The organism is uncultured Thiothrix sp. (assembly GCF_937873765.1).
GTDB lineage: Bacteria > Pseudomonadota > Gammaproteobacteria > Thiotrichales > Thiotrichaceae > Thiolinea.
Map to the genome: position 1 here is coordinate 234,958 of NZ_CALMZC010000015.1, position 24,507 is coordinate 259,464.

General features: G+C 46.7%; 24 protein-coding genes. 9 read left to right on the top strand and 15 right to left on the bottom strand.

The window, feature by feature from the left end:
• Nucleotides 1–13: 13 nt before the first annotated feature.
• Genes Q0307_RS05540 through ndhC form a run of 3 tightly spaced genes read right to left on the bottom strand, consistent with a single transcriptional unit; the run spans nucleotide 14 to nucleotide 1,526 of the window.
• Nucleotides 14–697: an NADH-quinone oxidoreductase subunit C gene (locus Q0307_RS05540; RefSeq protein WP_298657764.1), complete on the bottom strand. Its 684-nt coding sequence runs from the start codon at nucleotides 695–697 to the stop codon at nucleotides 14–16.
• Nucleotides 698–702: 5 nt separating this feature from the next.
• Nucleotides 703–1,179, bottom strand: coding sequence for an NADH-quinone oxidoreductase subunit B family protein (locus Q0307_RS05545; protein ID WP_298657767.1), 477 nt, complete (start codon nucleotides 1,177–1,179; stop codon nucleotides 703–705).
• Nucleotides 1,170–1,526: an NADH-quinone oxidoreductase subunit A gene (gene ndhC / locus Q0307_RS05550; protein WP_298657770.1), complete on the bottom strand. Its 357-nt coding sequence runs from the start codon at nucleotides 1,524–1,526 to the stop codon at nucleotides 1,170–1,172. The genes Q0307_RS05545 and ndhC overlap by 10 nt, the downstream gene beginning before the upstream one ends.
• Nucleotides 1,527–2,074: 548 nt before the next feature.
• Between ndhC and Q0307_RS05555 the strand changes: the two genes are divergently transcribed.
• From Q0307_RS05555 to Q0307_RS05590, 8 genes are all read left to right on the top strand, one after another.
• Nucleotides 2,075–2,473 carry a VOC family protein gene (locus Q0307_RS05555; RefSeq protein WP_298657773.1) on the top strand — a complete coding sequence of 133 codons (399 nt, stop codon included), beginning with the start codon at nucleotides 2,075–2,077 and terminating at the stop codon, nucleotides 2,471–2,473.
• Between the two features lie 61 nt (nucleotides 2,474–2,534).
• A complete protein-coding gene (locus tag Q0307_RS05560) occupies nucleotides 2,535–3,275 on the top strand; it encodes a methyltransferase domain-containing protein (protein ID WP_298657775.1) in 741 nt (246 codons plus the stop codon).
• Between the two features lie 421 nt (nucleotides 3,276–3,696).
• Nucleotides 3,697–4,626 carry a LysR family transcriptional regulator gene (locus Q0307_RS05565; protein WP_298657778.1) on the top strand — a complete coding sequence of 310 codons (930 nt, stop codon included), beginning with the start codon at nucleotides 3,697–3,699 and terminating at the stop codon, nucleotides 4,624–4,626.
• 256 nt (nucleotides 4,627–4,882) lie between these two features.
• Nucleotides 4,883–5,347: a formate dehydrogenase subunit gamma gene (locus tag Q0307_RS05570; RefSeq protein ID WP_298657781.1), complete on the top strand. Its 465-nt coding sequence runs from the start codon at nucleotides 4,883–4,885 to the stop codon at nucleotides 5,345–5,347.
• Nucleotides 5,344–6,894, top strand: a complete 1,551-nt coding sequence (locus tag Q0307_RS05575; RefSeq protein ID WP_298657784.1) for an NADH-quinone oxidoreductase subunit NuoF — start codon at nucleotides 5,344–5,346, stop codon at nucleotides 6,892–6,894. The genes Q0307_RS05570 and Q0307_RS05575 overlap by 4 nt, the downstream gene beginning before the upstream one ends.
• A gap of 9 nt (nucleotides 6,895–6,903) precedes the next feature.
• A complete protein-coding gene (fdhF, locus tag Q0307_RS05580) occupies nucleotides 6,904–9,750 on the top strand; it encodes a formate dehydrogenase subunit alpha (protein WP_298657787.1) in 2,847 nt (948 codons plus the stop codon).
• On the top strand, nucleotides 9,747–10,577 hold the full coding sequence (gene fdhD / locus Q0307_RS05585; protein ID WP_298657789.1) for a formate dehydrogenase accessory sulfurtransferase FdhD: 831 nt from the start codon (nucleotides 9,747–9,749) through the stop codon (nucleotides 10,575–10,577). The genes fdhF and fdhD overlap by 4 nt, the downstream gene beginning before the upstream one ends.
• Nucleotides 10,578–10,855: 278 nt before the next feature.
• The gene (locus Q0307_RS05590; protein WP_298657792.1) at nucleotides 10,856–12,688 is read left to right on the top strand and encodes an SdrD B-like domain-containing protein; all 1,833 of its coding nucleotides are present in this window, start codon (nucleotides 10,856–10,858) and stop codon (nucleotides 12,686–12,688) included.
• 43 nt (nucleotides 12,689–12,731) lie between these two features.
• Here Q0307_RS05590 and Q0307_RS05595 read toward each other — a convergent pair whose 3' ends face one another.
• Genes Q0307_RS05595 through Q0307_RS05610 form a run of 4 tightly spaced genes read right to left on the bottom strand, consistent with a single transcriptional unit; the run spans nucleotide 12,732 to nucleotide 16,800 of the window.
• Nucleotides 12,732–14,024: a TRAP transporter large permease gene (locus tag Q0307_RS05595; RefSeq protein WP_298657795.1), complete on the bottom strand. Its 1,293-nt coding sequence runs from the start codon at nucleotides 14,022–14,024 to the stop codon at nucleotides 12,732–12,734.
• Nucleotides 14,021–14,527 carry a TRAP transporter small permease gene (locus Q0307_RS05600; RefSeq protein WP_298657798.1) on the bottom strand — a complete coding sequence of 169 codons (507 nt, stop codon included), beginning with the start codon at nucleotides 14,525–14,527 and terminating at the stop codon, nucleotides 14,021–14,023. Before Q0307_RS05600 ends, Q0307_RS05595 begins: the two co-directional genes overlap by 4 nt.
• Before the next feature lie 30 nt (nucleotides 14,528–14,557).
• Entirely contained in the window at nucleotides 14,558–15,589 is a 1,032-nt protein-coding gene (locus Q0307_RS05605) for a TRAP transporter substrate-binding protein (RefSeq protein WP_298657801.1), read from the bottom strand.
• A gap of 32 nt (nucleotides 15,590–15,621) precedes the next feature.
• Nucleotides 15,622–16,800 carry an amidohydrolase gene (locus tag Q0307_RS05610; protein ID WP_298657803.1) on the bottom strand — a complete coding sequence of 393 codons (1,179 nt, stop codon included), beginning with the start codon at nucleotides 16,798–16,800 and terminating at the stop codon, nucleotides 15,622–15,624.
• A 127-nt stretch (nucleotides 16,801–16,927) separates the two neighbouring features.
• On the opposite strand from Q0307_RS05610, the gene Q0307_RS05615 reads away from it, so the two are divergent.
• On the top strand, nucleotides 16,928–17,437 hold the full coding sequence (locus Q0307_RS05615; protein WP_298657805.1) for a MarR family winged helix-turn-helix transcriptional regulator: 510 nt from the start codon (nucleotides 16,928–16,930) through the stop codon (nucleotides 17,435–17,437).
• 176 nt (nucleotides 17,438–17,613) lie between these two features.
• On the opposite strand, the gene Q0307_RS05620 is transcribed toward Q0307_RS05615, so the two are convergent.
• From Q0307_RS05620 to Q0307_RS05655, 8 genes are all read right to left on the bottom strand, one after another.
• Entirely contained in the window at nucleotides 17,614–18,219 is a 606-nt protein-coding gene (locus tag Q0307_RS05620; RefSeq protein ID WP_298657808.1) for a response regulator, read from the bottom strand.
• Nucleotides 18,220–18,227: 8 nt separating this feature from the next.
• Entirely contained in the window at nucleotides 18,228–21,125 is a 2,898-nt protein-coding gene (locus tag Q0307_RS05625; RefSeq protein WP_298657811.1) for an ATP-binding protein, read from the bottom strand.
• Between the two features lie 79 nt (nucleotides 21,126–21,204).
• A complete protein-coding gene (locus tag Q0307_RS05630) occupies nucleotides 21,205–22,218 on the bottom strand; it encodes a 2Fe-2S iron-sulfur cluster-binding protein (RefSeq protein ID WP_298657814.1) in 1,014 nt (337 codons plus the stop codon).
• A gap of 60 nt (nucleotides 22,219–22,278) precedes the next feature.
• Nucleotides 22,279–23,265, bottom strand: a complete 987-nt coding sequence (locus Q0307_RS05635; RefSeq protein WP_298657818.1) for an aromatic/alkene monooxygenase hydroxylase subunit beta — start codon at nucleotides 23,263–23,265, stop codon at nucleotides 22,279–22,281.
• A 32-nt stretch (nucleotides 23,266–23,297) separates the two neighbouring features.
• Entirely contained in the window at nucleotides 23,298–23,612 is a 315-nt protein-coding gene (locus tag Q0307_RS05640; protein ID WP_298657821.1) for an MmoB/DmpM family protein, read from the bottom strand.
• Between the two features lie 24 nt (nucleotides 23,613–23,636).
• A complete protein-coding gene (locus tag Q0307_RS05645; protein ID WP_298657824.1) occupies nucleotides 23,637–23,972 on the bottom strand; it encodes a Rieske 2Fe-2S domain-containing protein in 336 nt (111 codons plus the stop codon).
• A gap of 19 nt (nucleotides 23,973–23,991) precedes the next feature.
• Nucleotides 23,992–24,258 carry a toluene-4-monooxygenase system B family protein gene (locus Q0307_RS05650; protein WP_298657827.1) on the bottom strand — a complete coding sequence of 89 codons (267 nt, stop codon included), beginning with the start codon at nucleotides 24,256–24,258 and terminating at the stop codon, nucleotides 23,992–23,994.
• A gap of 61 nt (nucleotides 24,259–24,319) precedes the next feature.
• A complete protein-coding gene (locus tag Q0307_RS05655) occupies nucleotides 24,320–24,454 on the bottom strand; it encodes a hypothetical protein (protein WP_298657830.1) in 135 nt (44 codons plus the stop codon).
• Nucleotides 24,455–24,507: the final 53 nt, after the last annotated feature.

The following is a 24,507-nucleotide window of genomic DNA, read 5'->3' on the forward strand; positions in this document are numbered from 1 at the left end:
CAAATATTTATGGTCACGGTTGACGAATAACACGAGGAACAAGGACTCGAGGTTCAAGCGACACAGGTTGGTAAACTACGCGCTTCAGCTCAGAGTCATAACGCATTTCTACTTGACCGATTAAGGGGAAATCCTTACGGAAGGGATGACCAACAAAACCATAATCAGTCAAAATTCGACGTAGGTCTGGATGCCTGGCAAACAAAATACCAAACATGTCGAAAGCTTCACGTTCATACCAATTGGCTACAGCCCAAATCTGTACTAGTGAAGGTACTACGGGAAAATCGTTATTTGTTGCCCAAGTACGCATGCGCAAACGAAAGTTGTGTTCGATTGATAACAAGTGCACGACCACCGCATAACGCTGGCTGTTTAATGCAGGCGGCTGGGTTGGCTGAGCAAATTCAAATAAAGGATCTGCCTCAATAGGATGGAAGGCACGACTAAAACCGCTGCGACTAGCAGTCGTCACATCCCATTCAGCATCACCGAAGCTCAAATAATCGACTCCACATAAGTCAATTAATTGCTGACAAGCTAGGCTGGCATCTTGATGTAAAAACTGGGCGACCTCCAACCAATGCTCAACAGGAACTTCTAGGCTTAGCTCATTAAATTCATATTTGATAGCAGTTAACTGATCGCCTAATTGGGTTTGTAGATAATGCTGAATGTCCTCAAGCTTCTTAGTCACAGCGTTCACCGTGCAATCGTATTGGTGCGACGGATTTTGCTCTGTAATTGCAGTATCCCATACAGCAAAGCTTCGGCCGTTGGCGGACAACCCGGTACATAAATATCAACAGGAATAATTCGATCACATCCACGTACAACCGCATAGGAGTAGTGGTAGTAGCCCCCACCATTCGCGCATGAACCCATTGAAATCACCCAACGTGGTTCGGCCATTTGGTCGTAAACTTTACGGAGAGCAGGTGCCATTTTATTGGTTAAAGTACCCGCGACAATCATCACATCTGATTGGCGTGGACTAGGGCGGAAGATAATGCCAAAACGGTCTAAATCATAACGTGCAGCCCCCGCATGCATCATTTCGACCGCACAACAGGCCAAACCAAACGTCATCGGCCACATGGAGCCAGTACGCGCCCAGTTAATTAACTTGTCGGCCGTTGTGGTCATAAAGCCTTTTTCTAGAATGCCTTCTATTCCCATTCTAATGCTCCTTTTTTCCACTCATAAATAAAACCAACAATGAGAATACTTAGGAAAATACCCATGACCACAATCCCGAATATTCCGACTTTATTTAAAACCACAGCCCAAGGAAATAAAAAGGCAATTTCTAAATCAAAGATAATAAAAAGGATAGCCACTAAATAATAACGCACATCGAAATTAATTCGTGCATCTTCAAAAGCGGGAAATCCACATTCAAAAGGCGCATTTTTTTCGATATCAGGACGATGTGAGCCAGCAATTAAACCCAGTCCTAATAGAACAAAGGCTATAGCAAAACCTACAGCGAAGAAGATGAGAATAGGTAGATATTCTCCAAGCATGCTAACTCCCCTCCTGACTTATTACCGCTCATGACTTTTTCATCTACTGACTAAGATTGAAAAGGGTTGAGGTAAAAGCGATAGGAAAATCAAGATTTTCCTATATGAGTTGAATATAAAGGGATTTAACTAATAAACCTATTGCTCTATTGGCTAGGATAAATGTTTAGTATTTGCCTAAAGGTGATAGTAAATCAGTATTCCGTGCAGGCTATTTCTGCTGAGCTTGTTTAAGCTTAGCTGAGTGTTGAGCTGGTTTCTGCAAAGAGGTTACAATGGGTTCTTGCGTCAACTTATCTATCTAGACTTAGGGCTTCTTAGATGCTCTGTCTGAATAGAGCAGAACAGCTATACTTAAGACTCAAGTTCAAGGACTAACCGGCACAAATTTTGCGAAGCTATCATCACTCGCTTTTTAGGTTGTTTGTCCCTAGTCGTCAACCTTTCATAAATCAACAATAAATTTAAGAGTTCATGGCCTAGAAAGGTTCATGCCTGGTGGACAGCACTAAGAGTTCGTTTATTTTGATGGTTTCAGGAGGAAAGTCATGGCTCAATCTTTAGCTCTTACAAGTTTTCTGGTGCACGATTATGATGAAGCAATCACCTTTTTTAAGCGTCTGCACTTCGAGGTACTTGAAGATACTCGCTTAAGCCCTGAAAAACGTTGGATCCGCGTCGCTCCACAAGGGCAGAGCAGTAGTGCTTTGTTGTTAGCACGTGCCGTTACCCTAGAGCAGCAAACACAAGTGGGCAAACAAGCCGGTGGGCGTGTTGCCTTCTTTCTGCATACAGATAGTTTTTGGGAATACTATGATCTTCTACAAGATAATGGTATTCGGTTTGTAGAAGCACCCCGAAAAGAGCCCTATGGGATGGTGGTGGTTTTCCTCGACCTCTATGGTAACCGTTGGGATTTGGTTGAAACCCAAGCAACAACTACTTAAAAAAATGGACTGCTGGTTGCTTATTGAGACAAGGTTCATTGATTTGCGCTAAGCTTGCGCTATGAGCAAACTCAGCTATCAAGCCCAAGACGAATATGGCACGGTGACTGTCTATGATGATGGTGAGTGCTATATTTTGTCCTTTGCCACCCATGACGAGCAAAGTCGTTGCTTAAAAGCAGCACCGCATATTTTGCAATATGATTATACCCAAGCTATGCTTTTGGTTTTACTCTTTTGTTATCCTAAACGCGTTTTGCTACTGGGTTTGGGTGGGGGTAGCTTAGCGAGTGCTTTGTATCATGCTGTGGCGGGCATTCATATCACCGCCGTCGAATTGCGCGCCCCTGTCATTGAAGCCGCACAACGCTATTTCCAACTACCTCGAGCCAAGCGGATTGAGGTCATACAGCAGAATGCTGATATGTTTCTGCTGGATAATAACATGCGCAAAGTGGATGTGATTTTCGCGGATTTATACGATGCCACTGGTACAGCAGCCATGCAATTGCGCGTGGATTTTATTCGCCGTTGTGCTGAGTTATTAAAAGAGCAGGGCTGGCTAGTGCTGAATTGTTGGCAGGAACAACAAGATAACCCTTGTTTTTGTAATGCATTACGCGAGCATTTTGCTGATCTACGTTATGTTTTAACGGGTAGTAAAAACTGGGTGATTCTGGCTGGGAAAGTCGCTGATGATCAGACAAATAATCTCTTGAAAGAAACAGCAGCGAGCTGGTCGGGGAAATTGGAGTTTTCACTGCATAAGCATTTGGCACGCTTGCGCTATTTAGAGGTTTAACAGCCACTTAGGTGCGCTGATTACTTTCTATATAATCCAAATAGTTACGCAAATATTGCAGAGTCTGCTGAGGCGTCTTAACGGGGGAGGGAGTAGGTTTTTTTAAAACATTTAAGCCTAACTCCTGAACAGCTGGGCTATTTTTTAGAGGTCTCAATCCATCCTCAGTTAGATCACAATAATCGGTGAAGTCTTTAAAGCTCAACATATCTGTGGTGGTCATTTGCTGCTAAGACACAAGATTATAGTCTAAAAATAGGAGTTCAATTCATACCAAAGCGTTAATTTTTTATGAAAAAAAGCGCTAGACAGAGGATGCTAGTTAATAGCTATTTAAGTTTGTTAATTATCAACTGATCTTTAAAACTGCAGATATTGAGCGACTATAAGCTGATTTTGAGTTGCTGTAAGCCGATTAGCCTTGCTAGCACAGAGCTGGCACAATAACCGGATGATCTCGCGCAAATACCTTTATCTGATTGCTCTGGCTCGCGAAAAGCACTTTGGTCGCGCTGCTTTGGCTTGCCACATTTCACCGTCTACTTTATCTGCAGCCATCCGTGAAATCGAATTGGAATTAGGGATTGCGGTAGTTAATCGTGGGCGCACTTTCGGTGGTTTAACCCGTGAGGGTCAGTGTGTAGTGGAGCATGCGATTCGTCTGGTAAGTACTGCTGAAGGTTTGCGTCAAGAATTACGTTCTTTGCGCGAAGAACTTACCGGACATTTGACCTTAGGGGTGATTCCCACAGCCTTGACTGTAGTTGCGAGTCTTACGGCCGCCTTTGCACGTCAACATCCACAAGTAAACCTTGAAGTGCGCTCCCTTGGGACTGGAGAGATCCTTAAACGCATGCAGCAATTCGATCTTGATGCAGGGATTATGTATGTCGAATCCGGCATTCAGCAGCAACTATTTACTGTGCCACTGTGGCAAGAGAATCATGTATTTTTATGCCCACTCGATAGTGAGCTTGCTAATCGTGAGACGATTACGTGGTATGAAGCCACACACACGCCACTTTGTTTGCTCACGCCTGATATGCAGAATCGCAAAATGATCGACTCGATCTTCAAGCAGTTGGGTTATAGTGCGGAACCCAGTTTAGAAACTAATTCGATTATCAGTATGCTCGCGCATGTCTCAGCGGGTAGCTGGTCAGCAATTTTGCCGCAGAATGCCTTGGAGTTGATTGGTGTACCTGCAGGGGTGAAAGTGTTGGAGTTAACTGAACCTAGTTTTAGTTCACAGACTGGTTTAGTGGTTGCAGGACGAGAGCCTTGGTCGCCACTCTTAAGTGCTTTGATTAGGATTGCACAAGAGTTAGAAATAAACCCTAGCCCTACCTAAAAACACATAAGAAGATTTGAAAAATGACTTGTTGATGAACTCAACATCGTATAGGTTGACTGACTTTAAAAAATAAAGAGTTGCTTATACAGTCAAGTCAATAAATAAAACTTTCATTCACCAAATCCGAACGGTTCTTCTAAATTTTCTGCTTTCTCAAACAAACTACTTATCCTATGCTGTAAAGATGAGGAGAGCCATACAATAAGAATGCGCTTGGTTGCGACCTCAGTTGGACAATAATCAGGATGCTCATATGAACACCACCTTAGAAGCGCTTATTCAAACTCACCGCGATCAAGCGGGTGCTTTACTACCTATTTTGCATGCTATTCAAGATCAACTTGGCTATGTGCCTGCTGAGGCTACCCCCCTCATTGCTAAAAGCCTCAATCTTTCCCGTGCGGAAGTGCATGGGGTCATTAGCTTTTATCATCACTTCCGGACTACGCCACCGGGCAAGCATATCTTGCAAATCTGCCGCGCCGAGTCTTGCCAAGCAATGGGCAGCCGCGAGTTGGAAGCGCAGGCTAAGGTCGTTTTAGGCATTGATTACCACCAAACTACGGATGATGGCACAATTAGCTTAGAGCCAGTGTATTGCTTAGGTAATTGTGCTTGTTCACCCTCAGTACGTGTTGGTGATGAGGTGCAAGGTCGGATGAATGCGGCGCAATTGGAGGCTTTAATTGCGGAATTGCGCCAAGGAGCTACAGCATGAGTTATAAGATTTATGTGCCCTGTGATACGACAGCCGTCTCGATGGGTGCAGATAAAGTTGCCGCTGCAATTAGCCAACAGGCGCAGCAACACGGTTTAGAGATAGTCATGGTGCGTAATGGCTCACGCGGCCTTTTTTGGCTAGAGCCGATGGTCGAGGTGGAAACTGCACAAGGTCGTGTAGCCTATGGCCCCGTGCGTGTGAGTGATGTAGCGAGTTTATTTGAAGCCCAATTCCTACAAGCCGGTGATCATCCGCTGAAGCTGGGTTTGACCGAAGAAATGCCGTTTTTAAAGCAACAAGAGCGTCTCACTTTTGCGCGGGTGGGGGTGATTGATCCGGTGTCAGTGAGCGATTACGAGGTGCATGGCGGTTGGCTCGGTTTACGTAATGCTTTGACACTGAGATCAGCGGATATTGTGAGTTCTGTCACAGCTTCCGGTCTACGTGGGCGCGGTGGGGCGGCATTTCCAGCCGGTATTAAATGGCAAACCGTTTTAAAAGCGCAAGCGGAGCAGAAGTATATAGTCTGTAATGCGGATGAAGGCGATTCCGGCACTTTCTCTGATCGAATGTTGATGGAAGGTGATCCATTTTGCTTGATTGAAGGGATGATTATTGCGGGTATCGCAGTGGGTGCAACCCAAGGCTATATCTATCTGCGTTCCGAATATCCGCGTGCTTTCAATACGCTTAAAATCGCGCTTGCGAATGCCAAAGCGGCGGGCTTTTTAGGTGCAAATATTCTCAATTCGGGCAAAGCATTTGAAGTGGAAGTGCGTCTCGGGGCGGGTGCTTATATCTGTGGTGAAGAAACTTCATTACTTGAAAGTTTAGAAGGCAAGCGCGGCCAAGTACGTGCTAAGCCACCACTTCCTGCGATTCAAGGTTTATTCGGCAAACCCACCGTAGTAAATAATGTGGTGACTTTGGCGAGTGTGCCGGTGATTTTAGCCAAGGGTGCTGAATTTTATGCTAACTACGGTATGGGGCGCTCACGTGGCACTTTAGCCTTCCAATTAGCGGGCAATATTAAGCACGGTGGTTTAGTAGAAAAGGCTTTTGGCTTGAGCTTACAGGACTTATTAAACGATTTTGGTGGCGGCAGCCAATCGGGTAAACCGATTCGTACCGTGCAAGTCGGTGGGCCTTTGGGTGCTTATGTACCCGCTGAGCAATTCCATTTGCCACTCGACTACGAAGCCTTCGCTAAAGAAGAGTTTATGATTGGACATGGTGGTGTAGTCGCTTTTGATGATAGCGTGAATATGGCACAGATGGCGCAGTTTGCGATGGAGTTTTGTGTTGAGGAGTCCTGCGGTAAATGTACACCGTGTCGGATTGGTTCAGTACGTGGAGTGGAGGTGATGGAGCGCATTCGCAACGGTGAAAACCGTGAGGCCAATATTGAGCTACTCAAAGATTTATGTGACACCATGATCAATGGCTCATTGTGCGCAATGGGGGGAATGACCCCCTTTCCAGTATTGAGTGCGTTAAAATATTTTCCGGCAGATTTCGGCTTGAATGCCGCATCTAAGGTGTGAGGAACCACTATGTCTTGCCATTGCCAATCTAGTCTTGATTTAGGTACGCCTGCCAGTAGCTCTACCGAGTGCGTAAGTTTTACTATTGACGGTCAAGCTGTAAGTGCTCCAGTGGGAACCACTATTATTCGTGCAGCCGCCGAAGCAGGGATTAAAATTCCGAAATTGTGTGCTACTGAGCAACTCAATGCCTTCGGTTCTTGCCGACTTTGCTTGGTGCAAGTCGAAGGTCGTCGGGGTTATCCAGCTTCGTGCACTACTCCAGTGGAAGCTGGTATGAAGATCGTCACTCAATCGCAAAAACTCGCTGATCTTCGTAAAGGTGTCATGGAGTTATATATCTCTGATCACCCGCTGGATTGCCTCACCTGTACGGCCAATGGTAATTGTGAATTGCAAGATATGGCGGGCGTGGTGGGCTTGCGTGAAGTACGTTATGGAATGGCAGGCGAGAATCATTTCGACGCCCAGCATGCCGAACCGAAAGATGAGTCCAATCCTTATTTCAGCTTTGAACCCAGCAAATGCATTGTCTGCTCACGCTGTGTGCGTGCGTGTGAAGAAGTACAAGGTACTTTCGCCTTAACTATTGGTGGACGCGGCTTTGACTCTAAAGTCGTAGCGGGTGCGAATGAAAGCTTCTTAGGCTCAGAATGCGTGTCCTGTGGTGCTTGTGTGAATGCTTGTCCAACTGCGACTTTAAGCGAAAAGAATTTGATTCAAATGGGGCAGGCCGAACGCTCTGTGACCACCACTTGTGCTTATTGTGGAGTCGGCTGTTCCTTCAAGGCTGAAGTAAAAGGACAGCAAGTCGTACGCATGGTTCCTGATAAAAACGGTGGGGCGAATGCAGGACATGCTTGCGTGAAAGGGCGTTTTGCGTGGGGCTATGCGACGCACCCTGATCGTGTGACTCAACCGATGATTCGTAAATCCATTCACGATGCTTGGCAGGCAGTGAGTTGGGAGGAGGCGGTGAATTATGCTGCCAGTGAATTCAAGCGTATCCAAGCCCAATACGGGCGTAAATCGGTCGGCGGCATTACTTCCTCACGCTGTACCAATGAAGAAACTTATCTAGTGCAAAAATTGGTGCGTACGGCGTTTGGCAATAATAATGTCGATACTTGTGCACGGGTTTGCCACTCGCCGACCGGTTATGGCTTAAAGCAAACTCTGGGCGAGTCCGCAGGTACGCAAGATTTTGAATCAGTCATGCACGCTGATGTGATTATTGTCATGGGCGCGAATCCGACTGAAGGCCATCCGGTATTTGGCTCACTCTTGAAAAAACGCTTACGTCAGGGTGTCAAGCTCATCGTGATTGATCCGCGTGAGATTGAGATTGTACGCACTCCGCATATTGAAGCTGCTTATCATTTGCCACTCAAGCCCGGTACCAATGTGGCTATGATCAATGCTTTGGCGCATGTGGTGGTTACCGAAGGTTTACTGGATGAAGACTTCGTGCGTACTCGCTGCGAACAGCCTGCATTTGCACAATGGCGTGAATTTATCCTGCGCCCGGAAAATAGCCCTGAAAGTGTCTCTGAAATTACAGGCGTATCGGCTGAAGCGATTCGGGGTGCGGCACGGTTGTATGCTTCTGCTCCGAATGGGGCGATTTATTATGGTTTGGGGGTAACTGAACATAGTCAAGGTTCTACTACCGTGATGGGAATTGCCAATTTAGCGATGCTTACCGGCAATATTGGGCGGGCAGGGGTAGGGGTGAATCCACTGCGTGGGCAGAATAATGTGCAAGGTTCTTGCGATATGGGTTCTTTCCCGCATGAATTGCCCGGCTATCGGCATGTGAGTATTGATGCAGTGCGGAATGAATTTTCGCGTCATTGGAACGTGGAGCTTGACCCCGAACCCGGCTATCGTATTCCGAATATGATGAATGCAGCAGTGGCAGGCACATTTAAGGGGATGTATATCCAAGGTGAAGATATTGCCCAATCTGACCCGAATACCAAGCATATTCAAGCAGCACTTGAGAGTCTGGAATGCTTAGTGATTCAGGATATTTTCTTCAATGAAACCGCTAAGTATGCGCATGTATTTTTGCCGGGTGCGTCCTTCTTGGAAAAAGATGGTACCTTCACCAATGCAGAACGGCGGATTTCGCGCATTCGTAAAGTGATGGAACCACTCGGAGGCAAAGCGGATTGGGAGGGCACGATGCTGCTGGCCAATGCGTTGGGTGTGCCAATGAATTATCAACATCCTGCGGAGATTATGGCGGAGATTGCCGCGCTTACGCCAAGTTTCACAGGGGTATCTTACGAGAAGTTGGATAAGCACGGTAGCCTGCAATGGCCTTGTAATGACGAGCACCCTGAAGGTTATAAGATTATGCACACCGAGACTTTCACACGTGGTTTAGGGCAATTTATTCTCACTGAATATGTGCCAACTACTGAGAAAATCACCGCTCGCTTCCCACTGATTCTGACTACTGGGCGGATTTTGAGTCAATATAATGTGGGGGCGCAAACCCGCCGTACTAAAAATGTGGTTTGGCATGCAGAAGATAAGCTCGAAATACACATGCAGGATGCGGAGGATCGCGGTATTCAAGAGGGTGATTGGGTGTTGATTGCAAGTCGTGCGGGTGAAACCCGCATGCGCGTGGAAATTTCCAATCGGGTGCAGCCGGGCGTGGTTTATACCACTTTCCATTTCCCCGAATCGGGTGCGAATGTAGTGACCACCGATAATTCCGACTGGGCGACTAATTGCCCTGAGTATAAAGTCACGGCGGTACAGGTGTCGCGCTGTGAGGATGTCACCGTGTGGCAACAGGAGTTTGCCCAAATGGAAGCGGAGCAACAAGCCTTATTACCATGAGTAACTCGGACTTTGACGCCGATAACTTAGCCACTATCCAAGCCGTAGTGGCTAGGCGCTATGTCTGTGGTGAATGGAGTGAACAAGCCGATCAAATCGCCGAAGAAGTCCCTCTAGCCTTGATTTATAACGGTATTGCTCATGCGGTGATGCTAGGTACACCCGCCGATTTAGCGGATTTTGCCCTCGGGTTTAGTCTTACTGAAGGTATTATCAGTGAAGCTAAACAGCTTCGCGACCTAGAAGTGGTCAAGTCGGAATTAGGCTTAGAAATCTATATCGATATTGCTTCTGAAGCTTTTCATGGCTTCAAAGTTTCACGCCGTCAACTGGCAGGCCGTACCGGTTGCGGCTTATGCGGGCAAGAAACCTTGCAACAAGCGATTCGCCCGATTCCTAAAGTGGGGCATACCCTCAAACTTCAGCCACAAGCCTTCAAGGCTGCCTTAAACCAACTCCCTGAGTGGCAAACCATGCACCAAACTACGGGTGGCGTACATGCGGCTGCTTGGGTGGATATTAAAGGTAATATCCAAGCACTGCGCGAAGATGTAGGGCGACATAATGCTTTGGATAAGCTCTTAGGTGCTTTATTCAAGCATGACTTCGCGCCAGATGCAGGATTTTTATTACTCACCAGCCGCGCAAGTCATGAATTGGTTTATAAGGCTGCATTTGCGGGGATTGAGTTAATTGCAGCAGTTTCGGCTCCAACTTCCTTAGCGTTGAGACATGCGGAGGAAGCAGGATTGACGCTCGTTGGTTGGCTTAGGAAGGGAGGATTTTCGGTCTATAGTGGAGCAGGGCGCTGTATGGAGATGGTTTAGAGTATTAGGCTCATCGCCCTTTATCTATCCGGTGGCGCTTACTGGCAAATCTAAACTGTGTTAAAATGAAATCTAGAGTGCGTTTACATTTATTGCTTAGACTCGATAAGAATCCTATCAATAATTTTAAGTAATAAACTTTTAAATAAATGACCTTTAATCTTATATCCCCGAAAGCGCTATAAAAAATACTCTATACTTTTAGTACTACACTTTTTGTAAGTGTAAAGGGCTTTTAATTTAATCAATAGGTTTAGCAATCACATAAAACCACTCACATGGTGTTGAATATTAAAAATAATAAGCATGGATTAACCCTGATCACTAGCCTGATTAGCGGGTTGATTTTACTGTTGGTTTCTGAGTTTGCATACGCTGATTACCCCCTGTCTTCATTACACGGCAAAATTGTATTGAATGAAGTGCTAGTCAAACAATCGGCTGGCACTACGATTGCTGAAAATGATGAGTTTATCGAGTTATATAACGCAGGTACTGTGGCGATTAATCTCACCGAATTGCGCTTGATCGACGGCAATTTATTTACCAATGAACTGGATGGTACGGTAGGTAGTATCACTGGCAATACGAGTCCATTTAATTTTAGTTGTACAGGTAACCAAGTTTGCGAGGGTTCAACTTTGCTGCAACCACAGGCTTATGCCGTGGTTTGGGTGGGACAGAAAGGCCCAAATACCACGGCTGCGTATGCCAGTTTTCAGGCTTGGTTAAGGGTTGTACCGAAGTTGAATGATGGGGGTGATGATCTGTGGCTGTATGAGCAGACGGCAAGTGGTTTGACTTTAGTGGATTATATATCGTTTGGATCAGGCAGTGCAGTCAATAATAATCCACCACTTTTTTGGGATTTTACTTATAACACTGCTTTAAGCAATGCTGCTAAAGGCCAATCTGTGAGCCTTAGTCCAAATGGTCAACTTAGCTCGAGTGCGTGTTGGGAGATGACCACTAGCGGCAATGCTAGCAGTACTTGTAGTAATTATTTGCCAACCTTAGATAGTGATAATCTTGGCAGCCGTCTCACTAGCGTCGGTACTACGAATACCCGTTTGCATTTTATTAGTGGACGTGTGTTTCATGATGTGAATGTTAATGGTTTGGATAATAGCGAGGCAGGACTAGGGAATGTGGCCGTGACCCTATATGATCCAACGAGTGCGAGCTGTAGAACTACGTACACCGATGCTTTAGGACGCTATCGTTTTGCCGAGCTAACTAGTGGTAATTATCGAGTTTATGAAACGATTGCTAGTACGAATTGCCCTCCTGTGGCGCGTGATCCAACTGGTTATGGGTCTAGTAGTGCGAATCAACTTGCCGTGACGCTTGCTTATCAATCGATTACGGGCCTTAATTTTGCTGATGTACGTATGCCTAGTTTCATCACTGACAATAGCCGCGTAATTCAGCCAAATAGCGTTGCACTGCATCCACATCGGTTTCAAACTTATACATCGGGAAAGGTCAGCTTTAATTGGGTGGATGAGTGGGCCGACCCTTTATTACCGTGGACTAGCCAGCTATTCCGCGATATAAATTGTAATCAAGATTTAGATGCGGCTGATACAGCTTTAAATGCCAGTATTAATGTCGCTGCAAATGAAACAGTCTGTTTGCTAGTTAAAGTAATTAGCCCGGCGAATATCACGAGTGGAGCGCAACATAAACTCAGTCTGCAAAGTGAATTTGTCTTTGGTGATGGTAGTTTATTGACTATACCGAATAGCCAAGTACGTACTGATCTTACTAGGGTTTCAGCAGGTTTGCAGAGGGCTGGTAATTTGGTGTTGATAAAATCTGTGTGGAATCTGACGCGCAATGTCGCAGGTATAGTGGCAAAACCGAACGAAATTTTACGCTATACCTTACATTATGCGAATAGCGGTAATGGCAGTTTAAATGACTTGATACTACACGACACATTGCCAGAATTTACCAGTTTGTTGGGTATGCCACAATGTGTAACCACACCGAGTAGTTTGGGGTCTTGTCAGGCGATAGTACAGGGTGATGCCTTGGTTTGGCAGTTTAGTGGGCAGTTATTAGCAGGCGAGCAGGGTGTAGTGAAATTCGAGGTTCAGGTACAGTAATGAGGATGCTGCTTTGAAGCAACATCCTTAAGTGTTAACCCATTTAACCCGACATTTTTACCAGCCATAAAGCAATCATTGGGAATGCTACTAAAATCCCTAAACGCACTACGTCCATGGCAATAAATGGTGTCAAGCCGCGAAACATGGTATTCGCTGGAACATTCGGTAAAGTCGCTCTGAGCACAAATACATTCATCCCAATCGGGGGAGTAATCAGCGCAATTTCAGTTGCAACCACCACAATAATCCCAAACCACACCAGATCAAAACCTTGCGCCACAATGAGCGGCGAAAATAGTGGCACGAAGATCAGAATAATCGCCAAGGAATCCATAACACAACCGAGTACTAGAAATACCAAAAGGATGAACAGGATTAAACTAAAGCCGCTGACACCTAAGGTTTGTACATAAGCAAGGATACCTTCTGCTAGGCCGGAGTAGGAAATTAGCTTGGAAAACAACAATGCACCAAACAACACAGTGTATAAAGTCACTGAGGTATAGGCAGTTTCGAGTAACACGGTTTTCAGAGTTTTCAAAGACAGCTTGCCGGATAGTGCTGCGATTAACATGGCAATGCCCGCGCCAATCCCCGCTGCTTCGGTAGGCGAGAACCATTTCATATACAAGCCGCCAATAATCAGCGCGAAGATCGCCACAAACGACCAAGTACCTTTTAGTGAGTAAAAGCGCTCTTTCCACGGGGTACGCTCACCACGCGGTGCAGCACTCGGATTATGTAAGCTAATCAAGTAAATAGTCAGCATATACATTGCCAAGCCCAATAAACCCGGCACAACACCCGCAATGAATAAGTCACCAATATTGGTTTGAGTTAAAATGCCGTAGATTACCAAGATAATCGACGGTGGGATTAAAATACCCAAAGTACCACCAGCGGCGATGGTCGCGGTAGCTAAGCCTTCTGCATAACCATATTGGCGCATGCTCGGATAAGCGACTTTCGACATAGTGGCAGCCGTGGCATAGCTAGAACCACATACTGAGCTAAAACCTGCACAAGCGACCATCGTTGATAAAGCTAAACCACCGCGTACATGCCCGAAAAAGGCATTTGCGGCTTTGAATAACTCTTCGGAAATGCCCGTGCGTGAGATCACATTGCCCATCAAAATAAACATCGGTACGACGGCTAACTCATAAGACAAGACGGCTTCAGAAATGGTCATGGGTAGCAAAGTCAGTGCCACTGAGGTATCCATTAATAAAGCGATGCCCACCAAAGCGACTGTGAGCAAGGAGAAGCCGAGTGGAATTCGCAAGAACGACAGGATTAAGACCGCGATAATTGCCAAAACGCCGATAGTCATAGCTCACCTCCGCTAGCGCTAGGTAAATCAGCAGTGGCTTTGGCATTCGGCGTGTAGTTCATATACAGCAAACCCAAAGCACTCAAGATGGCTGAGCCTGCCATTAACAGATACAAAGGCGCACGCGGCAGGCGCAATTCGGTACTCACATCGGCAATCGAATGCGCCTCTAAAGCAGACTGAATAAAAGTCCATGCGATTAAGCATAGAATCACGACCATCAAACCATGAATGACATGCTTCCACCACTGCATGCGCGGTGACTGAGTGAGCTTGTCGAATAGATCGACGGTAAGATGCGTGCCCGCCATTGTTACCAGCGGTAAGCCACAAAAGACTACCAAGGCCATCAAATGTTCGGTCAGGTCTTGGATACCGAAAATTGGTCGATTGAATAAATGTCGACCACTCACGTCGACAAAATTAATCAACACCATCATCAGTAGGCTAAACATCAGTAGGTATTCAATCACCTGCTTGATGTGCAGAATTATTCGATCCATGACGGTCTCCAGCAGCGGGCAGCGAGGCAGTTATTGTCCAGCTAAGGCTTTGTAGTCGGTTTCAAAATCAGTCAATACCGCTTTGGGATCAGCAATACCTACTTTTTTTGCCTCAGGCTCCCAATCGGCAATCATTTTGCTGCGAATTTCGCCGATTTTACTGACTAATTCGGGGTCGGGCGTGCTAAATGTATGACCCGCAGCGCGTAAGGTTTTTTCAGCCGTTGTGTTTTGCTGATTGAAGACGTCTCCCCATTTACCAGCAAAAGTCTCACCGGAAATGCCTTCAATCGCTGCGCGGTCGGACTCACTCAAGGCGTTCCATTTTTTCTCATTCATGGTCAAGAAAAAGGTTGCACCATATAGGCCGTTGTCGATGATGGTATGATACGGCAGCTTTTCAGTGAGGCGGAAGTTCACTACCGACTCCAAAGTGTGTAAAGAGCCGTCTAGCACTTTACTTTCGAGCATTTCATACGCTTTAGTCGCCGGAGCAGAGACGGGTACTGCGCCCAACCCTTCAATAATCACTTGTTGAATTGGGCCACCCATCCGAATCTTTTGTCCTGCTAAATCAGCAAGATTGGCTAAAGGTTTAGAGCCATGATTGAAAATACCTGCACCAAACATGCCCACACTGAGAAGTTTAATCCCGCCATAAGCAGGGTCAGCTTTGAGGTGTTTGTTATAGCTTTTCCACAGGGCTACCGATTGCGCTTTAGCATCGCTACCAGCAAAGGGTAATTCGGCAAACCAGATGGATTTAAAACGATCTGGCTCATAGGTGAAATTGCCCCAAGTAATATCCGCCACCCCTTTACGCGCTAATTCCCAATGTTGAGGCGGTGTGCCTAAAGCTTTAGGCAGAATTTCGACTTTGACACGACCTTCGGTGACTTTTTCGACTTCTTTAGTCCAAGGCTCAAGAATTTGGGTGTGCACAAAATGGGTGGGTGGCACCCAGCTCGACATTTTCAAGGTCTCAGCAGCGAGTGGGCTAGACGCAAAGCTGCTGGTCATTGCGAGTGTCAATAAACTCAATTTGAGTCCAGTGTGTTTCATTTGTCTCTCCTCCAAAAAACGGTTAAAGCGAATTAGCTAATGGGTTTTGCAGCTTGTTGACGGATCAATTCCACGATCACGCTTGCACCCAAGGGAATAATGTCTGTATCAAATATAAACTGCGGGTGATGGCAATAAGGCCCATCCTGCCCCATAAAGAAGTAAGCGCCGGGTATTTGTTGCAAGAAGTAAGAAAAATCTTCTGAAGCCATTAAAGGGCGTGCATTCAAGATCACATTCTCAGCACCTGCGACTTGGCTTGCGACGTTTTTTACCGCTTCTACGGCTGGCATATGGTTTAAAGTTACAGGTGCTTGATGCGGATAATGAATCGTGAATTGCACGCCATAAAGAAGCGTGGTGCTCTCAGCCGCTTTTTGAATTTGCGCATGAATACTGGAACGCACGATTTCGGAGTGGGTACGAATTGTGCCGGTCATGATGAGTTCTTCCGGCAAAATATTATTCGCGTGTCCGGCATGAATACTGCCGAACGAAATCACCCCACTATCGCGACTGTCTAAAATGCGCGTCAAGCTTTGCTGCAGGCTGGTGAGGAAATGCGCGGAAGCTAGAATCGCATCTTGTCCGGTATGCGGGGCGGAGCCATGCGTACCTTTAGCGCTAATTTTTACTTCAATATGATCGGCAGACGCAAGTGCACCTTCGGAAGGAATGCCGATTTTGCCTTTGCCCAACCCGGGCAGATTATGCAGCGCATAAATTTCCGCACAGGGAAAACGCTCTAATAAACCATCTGTCAACATAGCTTGTGCGCCAGTTAACAACTCTTCAGCGGGTTGGAACACAAATAAGGCGGTACCGGCAAAATCACGATGCTCAGCTAGGTAAGCAGCGGCGGCTAATAGAGTGGTGGTATGCCCGTCATGCCCACAGCCATGAAATTTGCCATCAATACGTGAGTGATAATCCACACCAGAACATTCCTGCATCGGCAGGGCATCTAATTCAGCTCGAAAAGCAATGGTGCGCCCAACGCCAACCGTGCCGTGTAACAAGCCAACTACGCCGGTCTTGCCAATGCCAGTGATGCATTCAATATTTAAGCCCTGCAGACGTGAGGCAACGAACTTAGCCGTGTGATTTTCTTCAAAGCCGGTCTCGGGGCGTTGATGAATGGTATGTAGCCATGCCTCCCATTGAGGACGCTGTTGTGCAAACCATGCCTGTATCGGATGAGTTGTGTCCACTTTACCTCCGCCTCCTAGCGCATCAATAAATTCTCATTTAGAGATATTCTCAAATTGAGAATAATTTGTCCAGCTATTTTCTCGAGCAAATTGCTATATTGCTTAAAAATTTCGGCAAGGCATAACCATGGCAATCGATAAAGAACTGATCTTCAAAAACAGTCGTTTAACTTACCGACTCGAAACCCTCGCAAACAATGCGATTAGCGCCAATGATCCTTTGTTCGTGGAAAAGCTCGGCTGCAACATCCGTGAACTGCGCGTGCTACGCTTGATTGACGATCATCCGGGCATTGAATTTAATGAGATTATGCGTATAACGGGCTTAGATCGTAGTTTGGTGTCGCGCTTAATTCGCAGCCTATTAGAAAAGGAATTAGTTTCGCGTGTGAATAGTAGCGAAGATGCACGCCGCTATGGTTTATTCACCACTAGCAGCGGTCAAGTCTGCCGCTTAGTTGGGCGGGAGTTATCTGATACTGCTGAGGCTTTACTTTGGAAACCGCTGCAGCCGGATGAGATCGCACAACTGAAAGACATGCTCGGCAGACTACTCAGTTGGGTGCGCTCAGATGAGTATCAAATGGGTATGCAGGATTTGTACGCAAGCTTCAAAGGGATTGAGGACCGCGCGTAATTATAAGCATATATGCCATGCACATTAATTAGCCGACTTGAAGTAAACTTTGGCTGTTTGCCCATCGTTTAAAGCGCGTAGTGGAGTCCTCTAGTGGTGAAAAGGATGAAAAATGGAGAAGGACAGTCTACGGGAAAAATGCCAGTTTGGGCTGTGTTGCTACCTGCGCTCTCTAATTACAAGCGCTCCATACACCTAACTAAATCCGGTACTGTGTCAACTTGCATTTTCATCATAATATTATGTCGATGTACTTTAATAGTTATTTCAGAAATACCCAATTCCGCCGCCGCTTGTTTATTTAATGTGCCTTTGACCATATACACGATAACTTCTTTTTCGCGATTAGTGAGTAAGGCATAGCGGCGGCGTATTTTATCCAGCTCAGTCTCTGCTTGATGGGAATTACGTGCTTGGGTCAGGGCGCTATCGATGGCTGTGAGTAAGTCTTCATCGCGAAACGGTTTCGCTAAAAACTCTACTGCGCCTTGTTTCATCGCACGCACCGCCATAGGAATATCGCCGTGACCCGTGATAAAAATAATCGGAATAGCATGTCCCAATTGAATTAATTGGCTTTGTAACTCCAAGCCGTTTAATTCTGGCATACGTATATCTAAGATCAGGCAGGTAACGAGTGCTTCAGGGCGGGGAGCAGCTAAAAAGGCGACGGCTGAAGGATAGGTTTCTACTCGTAACCCCACAGATCGAATCAAGCTACTGAGTGCTTCACGCATAGACAGATCATCATCGACGACATAGACCAATTCTTGGGGTTTCATGCGCGCTCTCAGTCGTTGGGAATGGTAAACATAAAGCAGGCACCGGTTTTTCTACCGCTTTCAAACCACAAACGGCCACCGTGATTTTCGACTATGCTGCGGCTGATAGCTAAACCCATGCCTAAGCCATTCAGTTTAGTCGAAAAAAACGCTTCAAACAGCTGTGTTTCTGTGCCTGCGGTAATACCCGGCCCATTATCCTCGACAGAAAATCTTACTTGATCGGCCTGATCATAGGTGACGGCGATGCGTAGTAAGCGTTCTTTCGCCGGTCTATCGCGCATCGCATCCACGGCATTGATGATTAAATTGAGTAACACCTGCTGCAACTGAATAGGATCAGCCATGAGATATAACGGCAGCATAGGAAAGTCGATACTCACACTAATATCGGCTTCAGCCAGCGTACTTTGCAACATTTGCAACAGTTCATCCAACATAGAACGGACTTGAATAGGTTCGCGCTTAATGTCACCCGCCCGTAAAAAAGTACGAATACGAGCAATGACTGCACTGGCTAAATTAGCATCACGGTGCACGCGTTTAATCGCTGCGCTCACTTCATCCATATTAGGTGTGGGATGTGCTAACCAGCGCAAAGCCGCTTCGCTATTGGTAATCACCGCCGATAAGGGTTGGTTAATCTCGTGCGCAATGGAGGCGACTAACTCACCCATCGCGGTAAAGCGTGCCACTCGCGCTAATTCATTGCGCGTAGCGGCTAAAGAACGCTCAGCATCTAGGCGTAAACTAATATCTTCCACAATAACCGCTAGCATGGGGTGCTCGTGATCCATCGCCGGAATGCGCGAGACGCACACATTCGCCCACAGATAATCACCGGATTTTTTCTCGTAACGCTTTTGCAAATGGTAATTAGGAAACTTGCCATCGAATAACTCATTCACATTGGCGCGGGTTTTGGCGCGTAAGGCGGTTTCGGTAATCTCAATTAAAGACACCCCCAAGATTTCATGGCTGTCATAACCCAACATACGCTGCAATGCCGGATTAGCTGATAGGATATTGCCATTCCAATCGGCTAGAGCAATGCCCACCGCGGTATTCTCATACAACCCTAACCAGCGTCGGTCCGCGACCTGTAAGGCAGTAAAACTTTGTTGCAAGGATTGGCGATTCTCCACCAACTCAGCGGTTAACTCTAAAATATTCGAGGTTTGTGAATTTAGTTCTTTTTGTAATAAATCCACCGTGCGTTTAACCGTGACCAGATTACGTACCCGTGCACGCAATTCTTGCGCAGAAAAGGGTTTAGTCAGGTAGTCTTGGACTAAATCTTTTAACAGTTTTTCTTTTAAGGGTTCATCCGCCCGCGCGGATAATACCAACACGGGTATTTGGGGAAAGCTGGCTTGATTGCGTAGGGCACGAATGAGGCGCTCACCGTCCCACTGCGGCATCATGAGATCAGTAATAATTAAATCAGGCGGATTTGTCAGCGCGGTTTGAAAAGCGGCGTGCCCATCTTCTTTGAGCACTACATTGTATTCATCGATTAAGGTTTCATATAAGAAAAAGCGCAAATCAGTATTATCTTCTACCACCAAAATCTGCGGTTTATTCCGGCGAGCCGTATGGTCATTAAAGGGATAGGGTTTGTTTGCGGCTAATTCCAGTGGGTCTTGTAAGAGGGCGTATTCATTGCCACGCTCTACCCGCACAAACGTTCCTTCTGGTGCTTTGCAGGGTAGTTCGACTTGGAAAATAGCCCCACCATTCGGTGCATCGAGCACGACGACGGTTCCGCGATGTAAATCGACAAATTCTTTAACAATATTTAAACCTAAACCGCTACCGCCTGCGCCGAGTTCTTCACTGCCTTGAGTAAAGCGGTCGAAGATATGCGGCTTAAGAGTATCGGGTACGCCTGCGCCATTGTCTTGCACGCTAATTAATAGCCGTTCCGAGTTTAAGCGTTCCACCCGACAGCTAATTCGTCCACCTATGGGAGTAAATTTGAAGGCATTAGCAATCAGGTTACTGAGTATGCGCACAAACTTAGCGCGGTCTAACTCAATTGATAGGTTATCTTCGCCTTGAATATGGCATTGAATACGCTTGTCTTGGGCGGCGACGGCAAAACTGGCCATAATATCGCGCACAATCGCCATGACCTTGGTATGCGTATAAATAATCGGCATACGATGCGCATCAATCCGCGCTAAATCGAGCAGATTATTCACTTGCTGATATAAGGCTTTAGCATTGCGTTGAATAGCCGCTAAGCGCAATTGTTCGCGCTCTTTGCCATGTTTGCTTTCTTGAATGAGTTGATCGACTGCGCCCAAAATTAAGGTTAAGGGGGTGCGCAATTCATGGCTGACATTAGCGAAAAAGTGGGTTTTGTAACCATCTAATTCTTTTAGCTTTTCTAAGGCGGATTGTAGCTCACTATTTTTGCGTGAAAGCTCAGCATTAATCGCGATTTTTTCAGTGATATTGCGCCCTTCGGGTAAAAGAAAGGCGACGCGTCCGGTATCGTCCAAGATAGGCTTTAAGGAGAAATCAATCACAATGGTTTTATCGCCTTGGTGATCACCAAACACTTCAAAATCACCGCGTACAAACTGTCCTTGGCTGGCTTGAGCAATCATGGCTTTAACCCGATACCGAATTTCATCGGACACATCCCACCAGCGTGCTTGCCAAAACGGTTTACCCAGCACATCCTTTAAACACAAGCCCGCACCATCGAGAGCAGTTTGATTAATCTCTAAAACCGTCCCATCGACATCTAATAAGCCCAAAAATTGGTACATGGAATCGAGAATAATACGCGCCATTTTTTGCCGTCGCGTACTCGTGCTATCGTGAGGTTGGAGTACTACACCACGTACCGAGGTGGATTGCCCTGTATTAGGATACTTATTAGACATAGGACTCATACTCTCCCTCCTCGTGCAGCAAATTTAATTATTGCATGGTGCTGCGCTACCCTCGTGAGTCTTAGTGTGGCATTAGGCGTTAAAAGAAGCGATCAAAATGAATTTGCTCGAAAGGAACACGATGCTCAAGCATGAGCATTTCTTGTAAAGCCTGCGTCATCGGCGGTGGGCCTGCAAAATAAAACTCAAAGTTAGCTAGTGTTTCGACTAAGACCGGGGCAATCGCTTGATGGACAAAGCCGGTTTTACCTTGCCATTCTTCTGCACTAGGGTCGGAGACCACGGGGTAATAAAACAGTTGGGTGTCATACCCGTCTAAATTGGCCAGCAGCGTTTGACCACATACATCTTGTGGTGTGCGTGCGCCATAGAAGAAATGCAAACGACGATCTTTTAACATGCCTGCTTCTGCCGCTCCCCGCGCAATAGAAATCATCGGTGCTAAACCCGAACCGCCTGCTACACACACCAGATCACGAGGGGATTGGGTACGCAAAAAGCCAACGCCATAAGGCCCATCCAAACCAATGCTAGCGCCTAGTGGTAGGGCTTCAAACAATACCGCAGTACCTTTACCCTGCGCCACGCGGCGAATTTGGAAATGCCATTCGCGGTTGGCATTGGGGGTATTGGACATTGAATAAGCTCTAGGACTATCGATGCCGGGTAAATCAAACATCGCGTATTGCCCAGGGAGAAAATCAGCCGAACCATCAGTGACAAAGCGAAACTCCCTAATATCATGCGTGATGTCAGTCATGCCAGTGAGTACCGCCGTTTGACGGTGCGGCGGTATACGCGGTACATACTCGGAAGCGGTGGTGGCTTTAATGGTTAAAGCGCTTTTAGCGCGGCATTGGCAGGCTAAATGCCGTCCACGCCGCTTATCCCGTTCGCCTAAACCGGGGGCTTGTGGCCAAAGCGTTTCGATTTCACCCTCGACTAGCTCGAATTTACAGGCCCCGCAGCCGCCGGAATTACACTCGTAAGATAGACCGATACCGGCACGTAAAGCTGCCCGTAACAAGGTATCAGCGGGTTGCTGTTCAAAGCACGTTTGGTCTTTGGCATTGGTAATGACAAAAGGCTGCATGGTATCTCTCCGCCGCTAATGAGGTTGGCTAAGCTGTGGTGCTTGCGTGGTAGTAATGAGTTAGAAACCTAAGCTACGGCGTAGATCGTGCGTGGCGGCTATGGCCGTTTCGGCGGCGTTAGGTACATCGGGTAAAGCCGCACAATAAGCCTCAATCGCGCTATCCGCTAACGGTTCCCACTTTGCAACCCACGTTTGTATTAGCTCGCGATTACCTTCTGTTTCCAAGGCCATTTTGCTAAATGCACTCAGCCAACGGCGATGACGCGCCACATCAATCAATTGCGCATCGGTAATTAAGCCCAATAACACATCCCCATTGTGGCGTGCCGCTTCGCCTAAACGCCGCAATACCGCTTCTTCAATCGCGGGTTTAGCAATCAGGTTTAATGCGATAATGGCTTCACCCCAATCCCACGTGGTCAAGGTTTTTTCCATCAGCTCACGGAAACCTTGCCATGCCGTATCTTGTTCCCAGTACTGACGCTCGTCTTGACCAAAGCCTTTATCTGCAAAGGTTAACGACAGTTCTTTAGTGCGATAGGCGGTGTGACTGAGCCAACGTAAACTATCCGCCATTTGGAAATAATGGCAGTTAGTAATAGTACTAGCGGGCGAGACTTGGCCGACATAAGCTGAAGCCATTTGTAAGGTGTGAAACAGATAACGTGCGGGGCTATATAAACGCGCTAGTGTACCCGCCCAACGTGCATCTAAGGATTTATCATGTTCGCGTTGGTTAAATTGATCGAATAGGCCGAATACGTAGGTTTCTTGCCCATCCTGCATAAGGTTATAGGTGCGATATACCACTTCATCGGGGTCACGAAACGCATTCCAATCGGCGTGTTTTAAGGCCGTACCAAAGGTATGTTTTTTATACCATTGGTTCATGAACATCTCGGGGGCTAATTCATACGGCGAATCAGGATCACGGTCGTTATAGTGCAGATTGGTACTGACAATATCGTATTCGCTGGGTTTGCGCCGCCGTGCCGCTAAATGGCTCCAAGTCTTTTGCGGTTTTAATACCTGTACTTCAGACATGTTAATCTCCTCCTCCAAACGTAAGCGGTGCGTTAAATGGTTTTAGTAAAATAAAAGCGCACGGAATCGTCGCCGCTTTCAATCTGACCCGCAAAAGAACTTAAATCGACTTCTAAATCATTCATGCGAAACGGACGGCCTAGCTCCTCCTCAATCGTTGCTTGGCGTAAGATCATTTCTTGTTCGGCATGAATGCGAATATAAGCGCGTTTGTCCTCAACAAAGATTTCTTTGTCGGGATTATCAATTTTGGCTGCTTCAATCACCGCTTGCGCTAGATCGCCTGCGCGCATGACAGGGCCTACACGATTATTGTGATAAGCCTGTGCGGATTTATGGGTACTCATGGGACTCTCCTTGGCAATTAGGTATTAGCTGTGGGCAAACAAGGGTTCAATACCTTCGGTACTGACGAACACATCCTCGCCTTCAACGCGCACGGGATACTCGGCTAAGGCGCAATCGTCAGGGTTAATACCCTTACCCGTGGCAGCATCAAACTGCCATAAATGCGCGCGGCAAATTAATTTTTTGCCATCAAATTTACCTTCGGAGAGGGCAATATCTTGGTGAGGGCAAATCCCTTGAAAGGCTTTAATCTCCCCGCCATCCGCACACACTAAAAGAATTTCATGCCCATTCACGGTATAGGGAGCCATATCGCCTTCCCAGATATCATCAATAGCGCATACTTTGGTAAAACTCATGTAAGACTCCTGCGATGCGTTAAGCGTTAGGGGCTTGCCAAATAATTTCAACAGTTTCAGTGGGGACGAATCCAGCCTCACTGACGGTCATACTGCGTGGTAAAAATTCGGTATCACCTTGACGACGCACACGTAATATCTGCCCCGGACGGTCACGCACACGTCGACCTACCGAATGGACAGCGGCAGCGGCGGCCACTTCGTCCATTGTATGGTCGGTATCAACTGGCACTAGTTGCAGAACAAAGTCGCCTTCAAAGTTAGAAGTCAATGGAAACAACGCCATGAATCGAATCTCCGTCAAAGACACTCACCGTGGTGAGTGTCAGGGAATAGGGGGTTAAGGATTAGCTTGCTTTGCGGGCTTCGCGTAAGGCGCGATATACTTCGGCCCACGCATAGTTATGCGCGTCATCGCCACATTCGCCGGGGCCAATATTCATGTACTTTAAAGCCCCTTCCAGATTCATGGGTTGAATCATGGGTCATGCACCAGAAGAGTTGAAAAACATCTGATTAATGAATTCGCCAATGA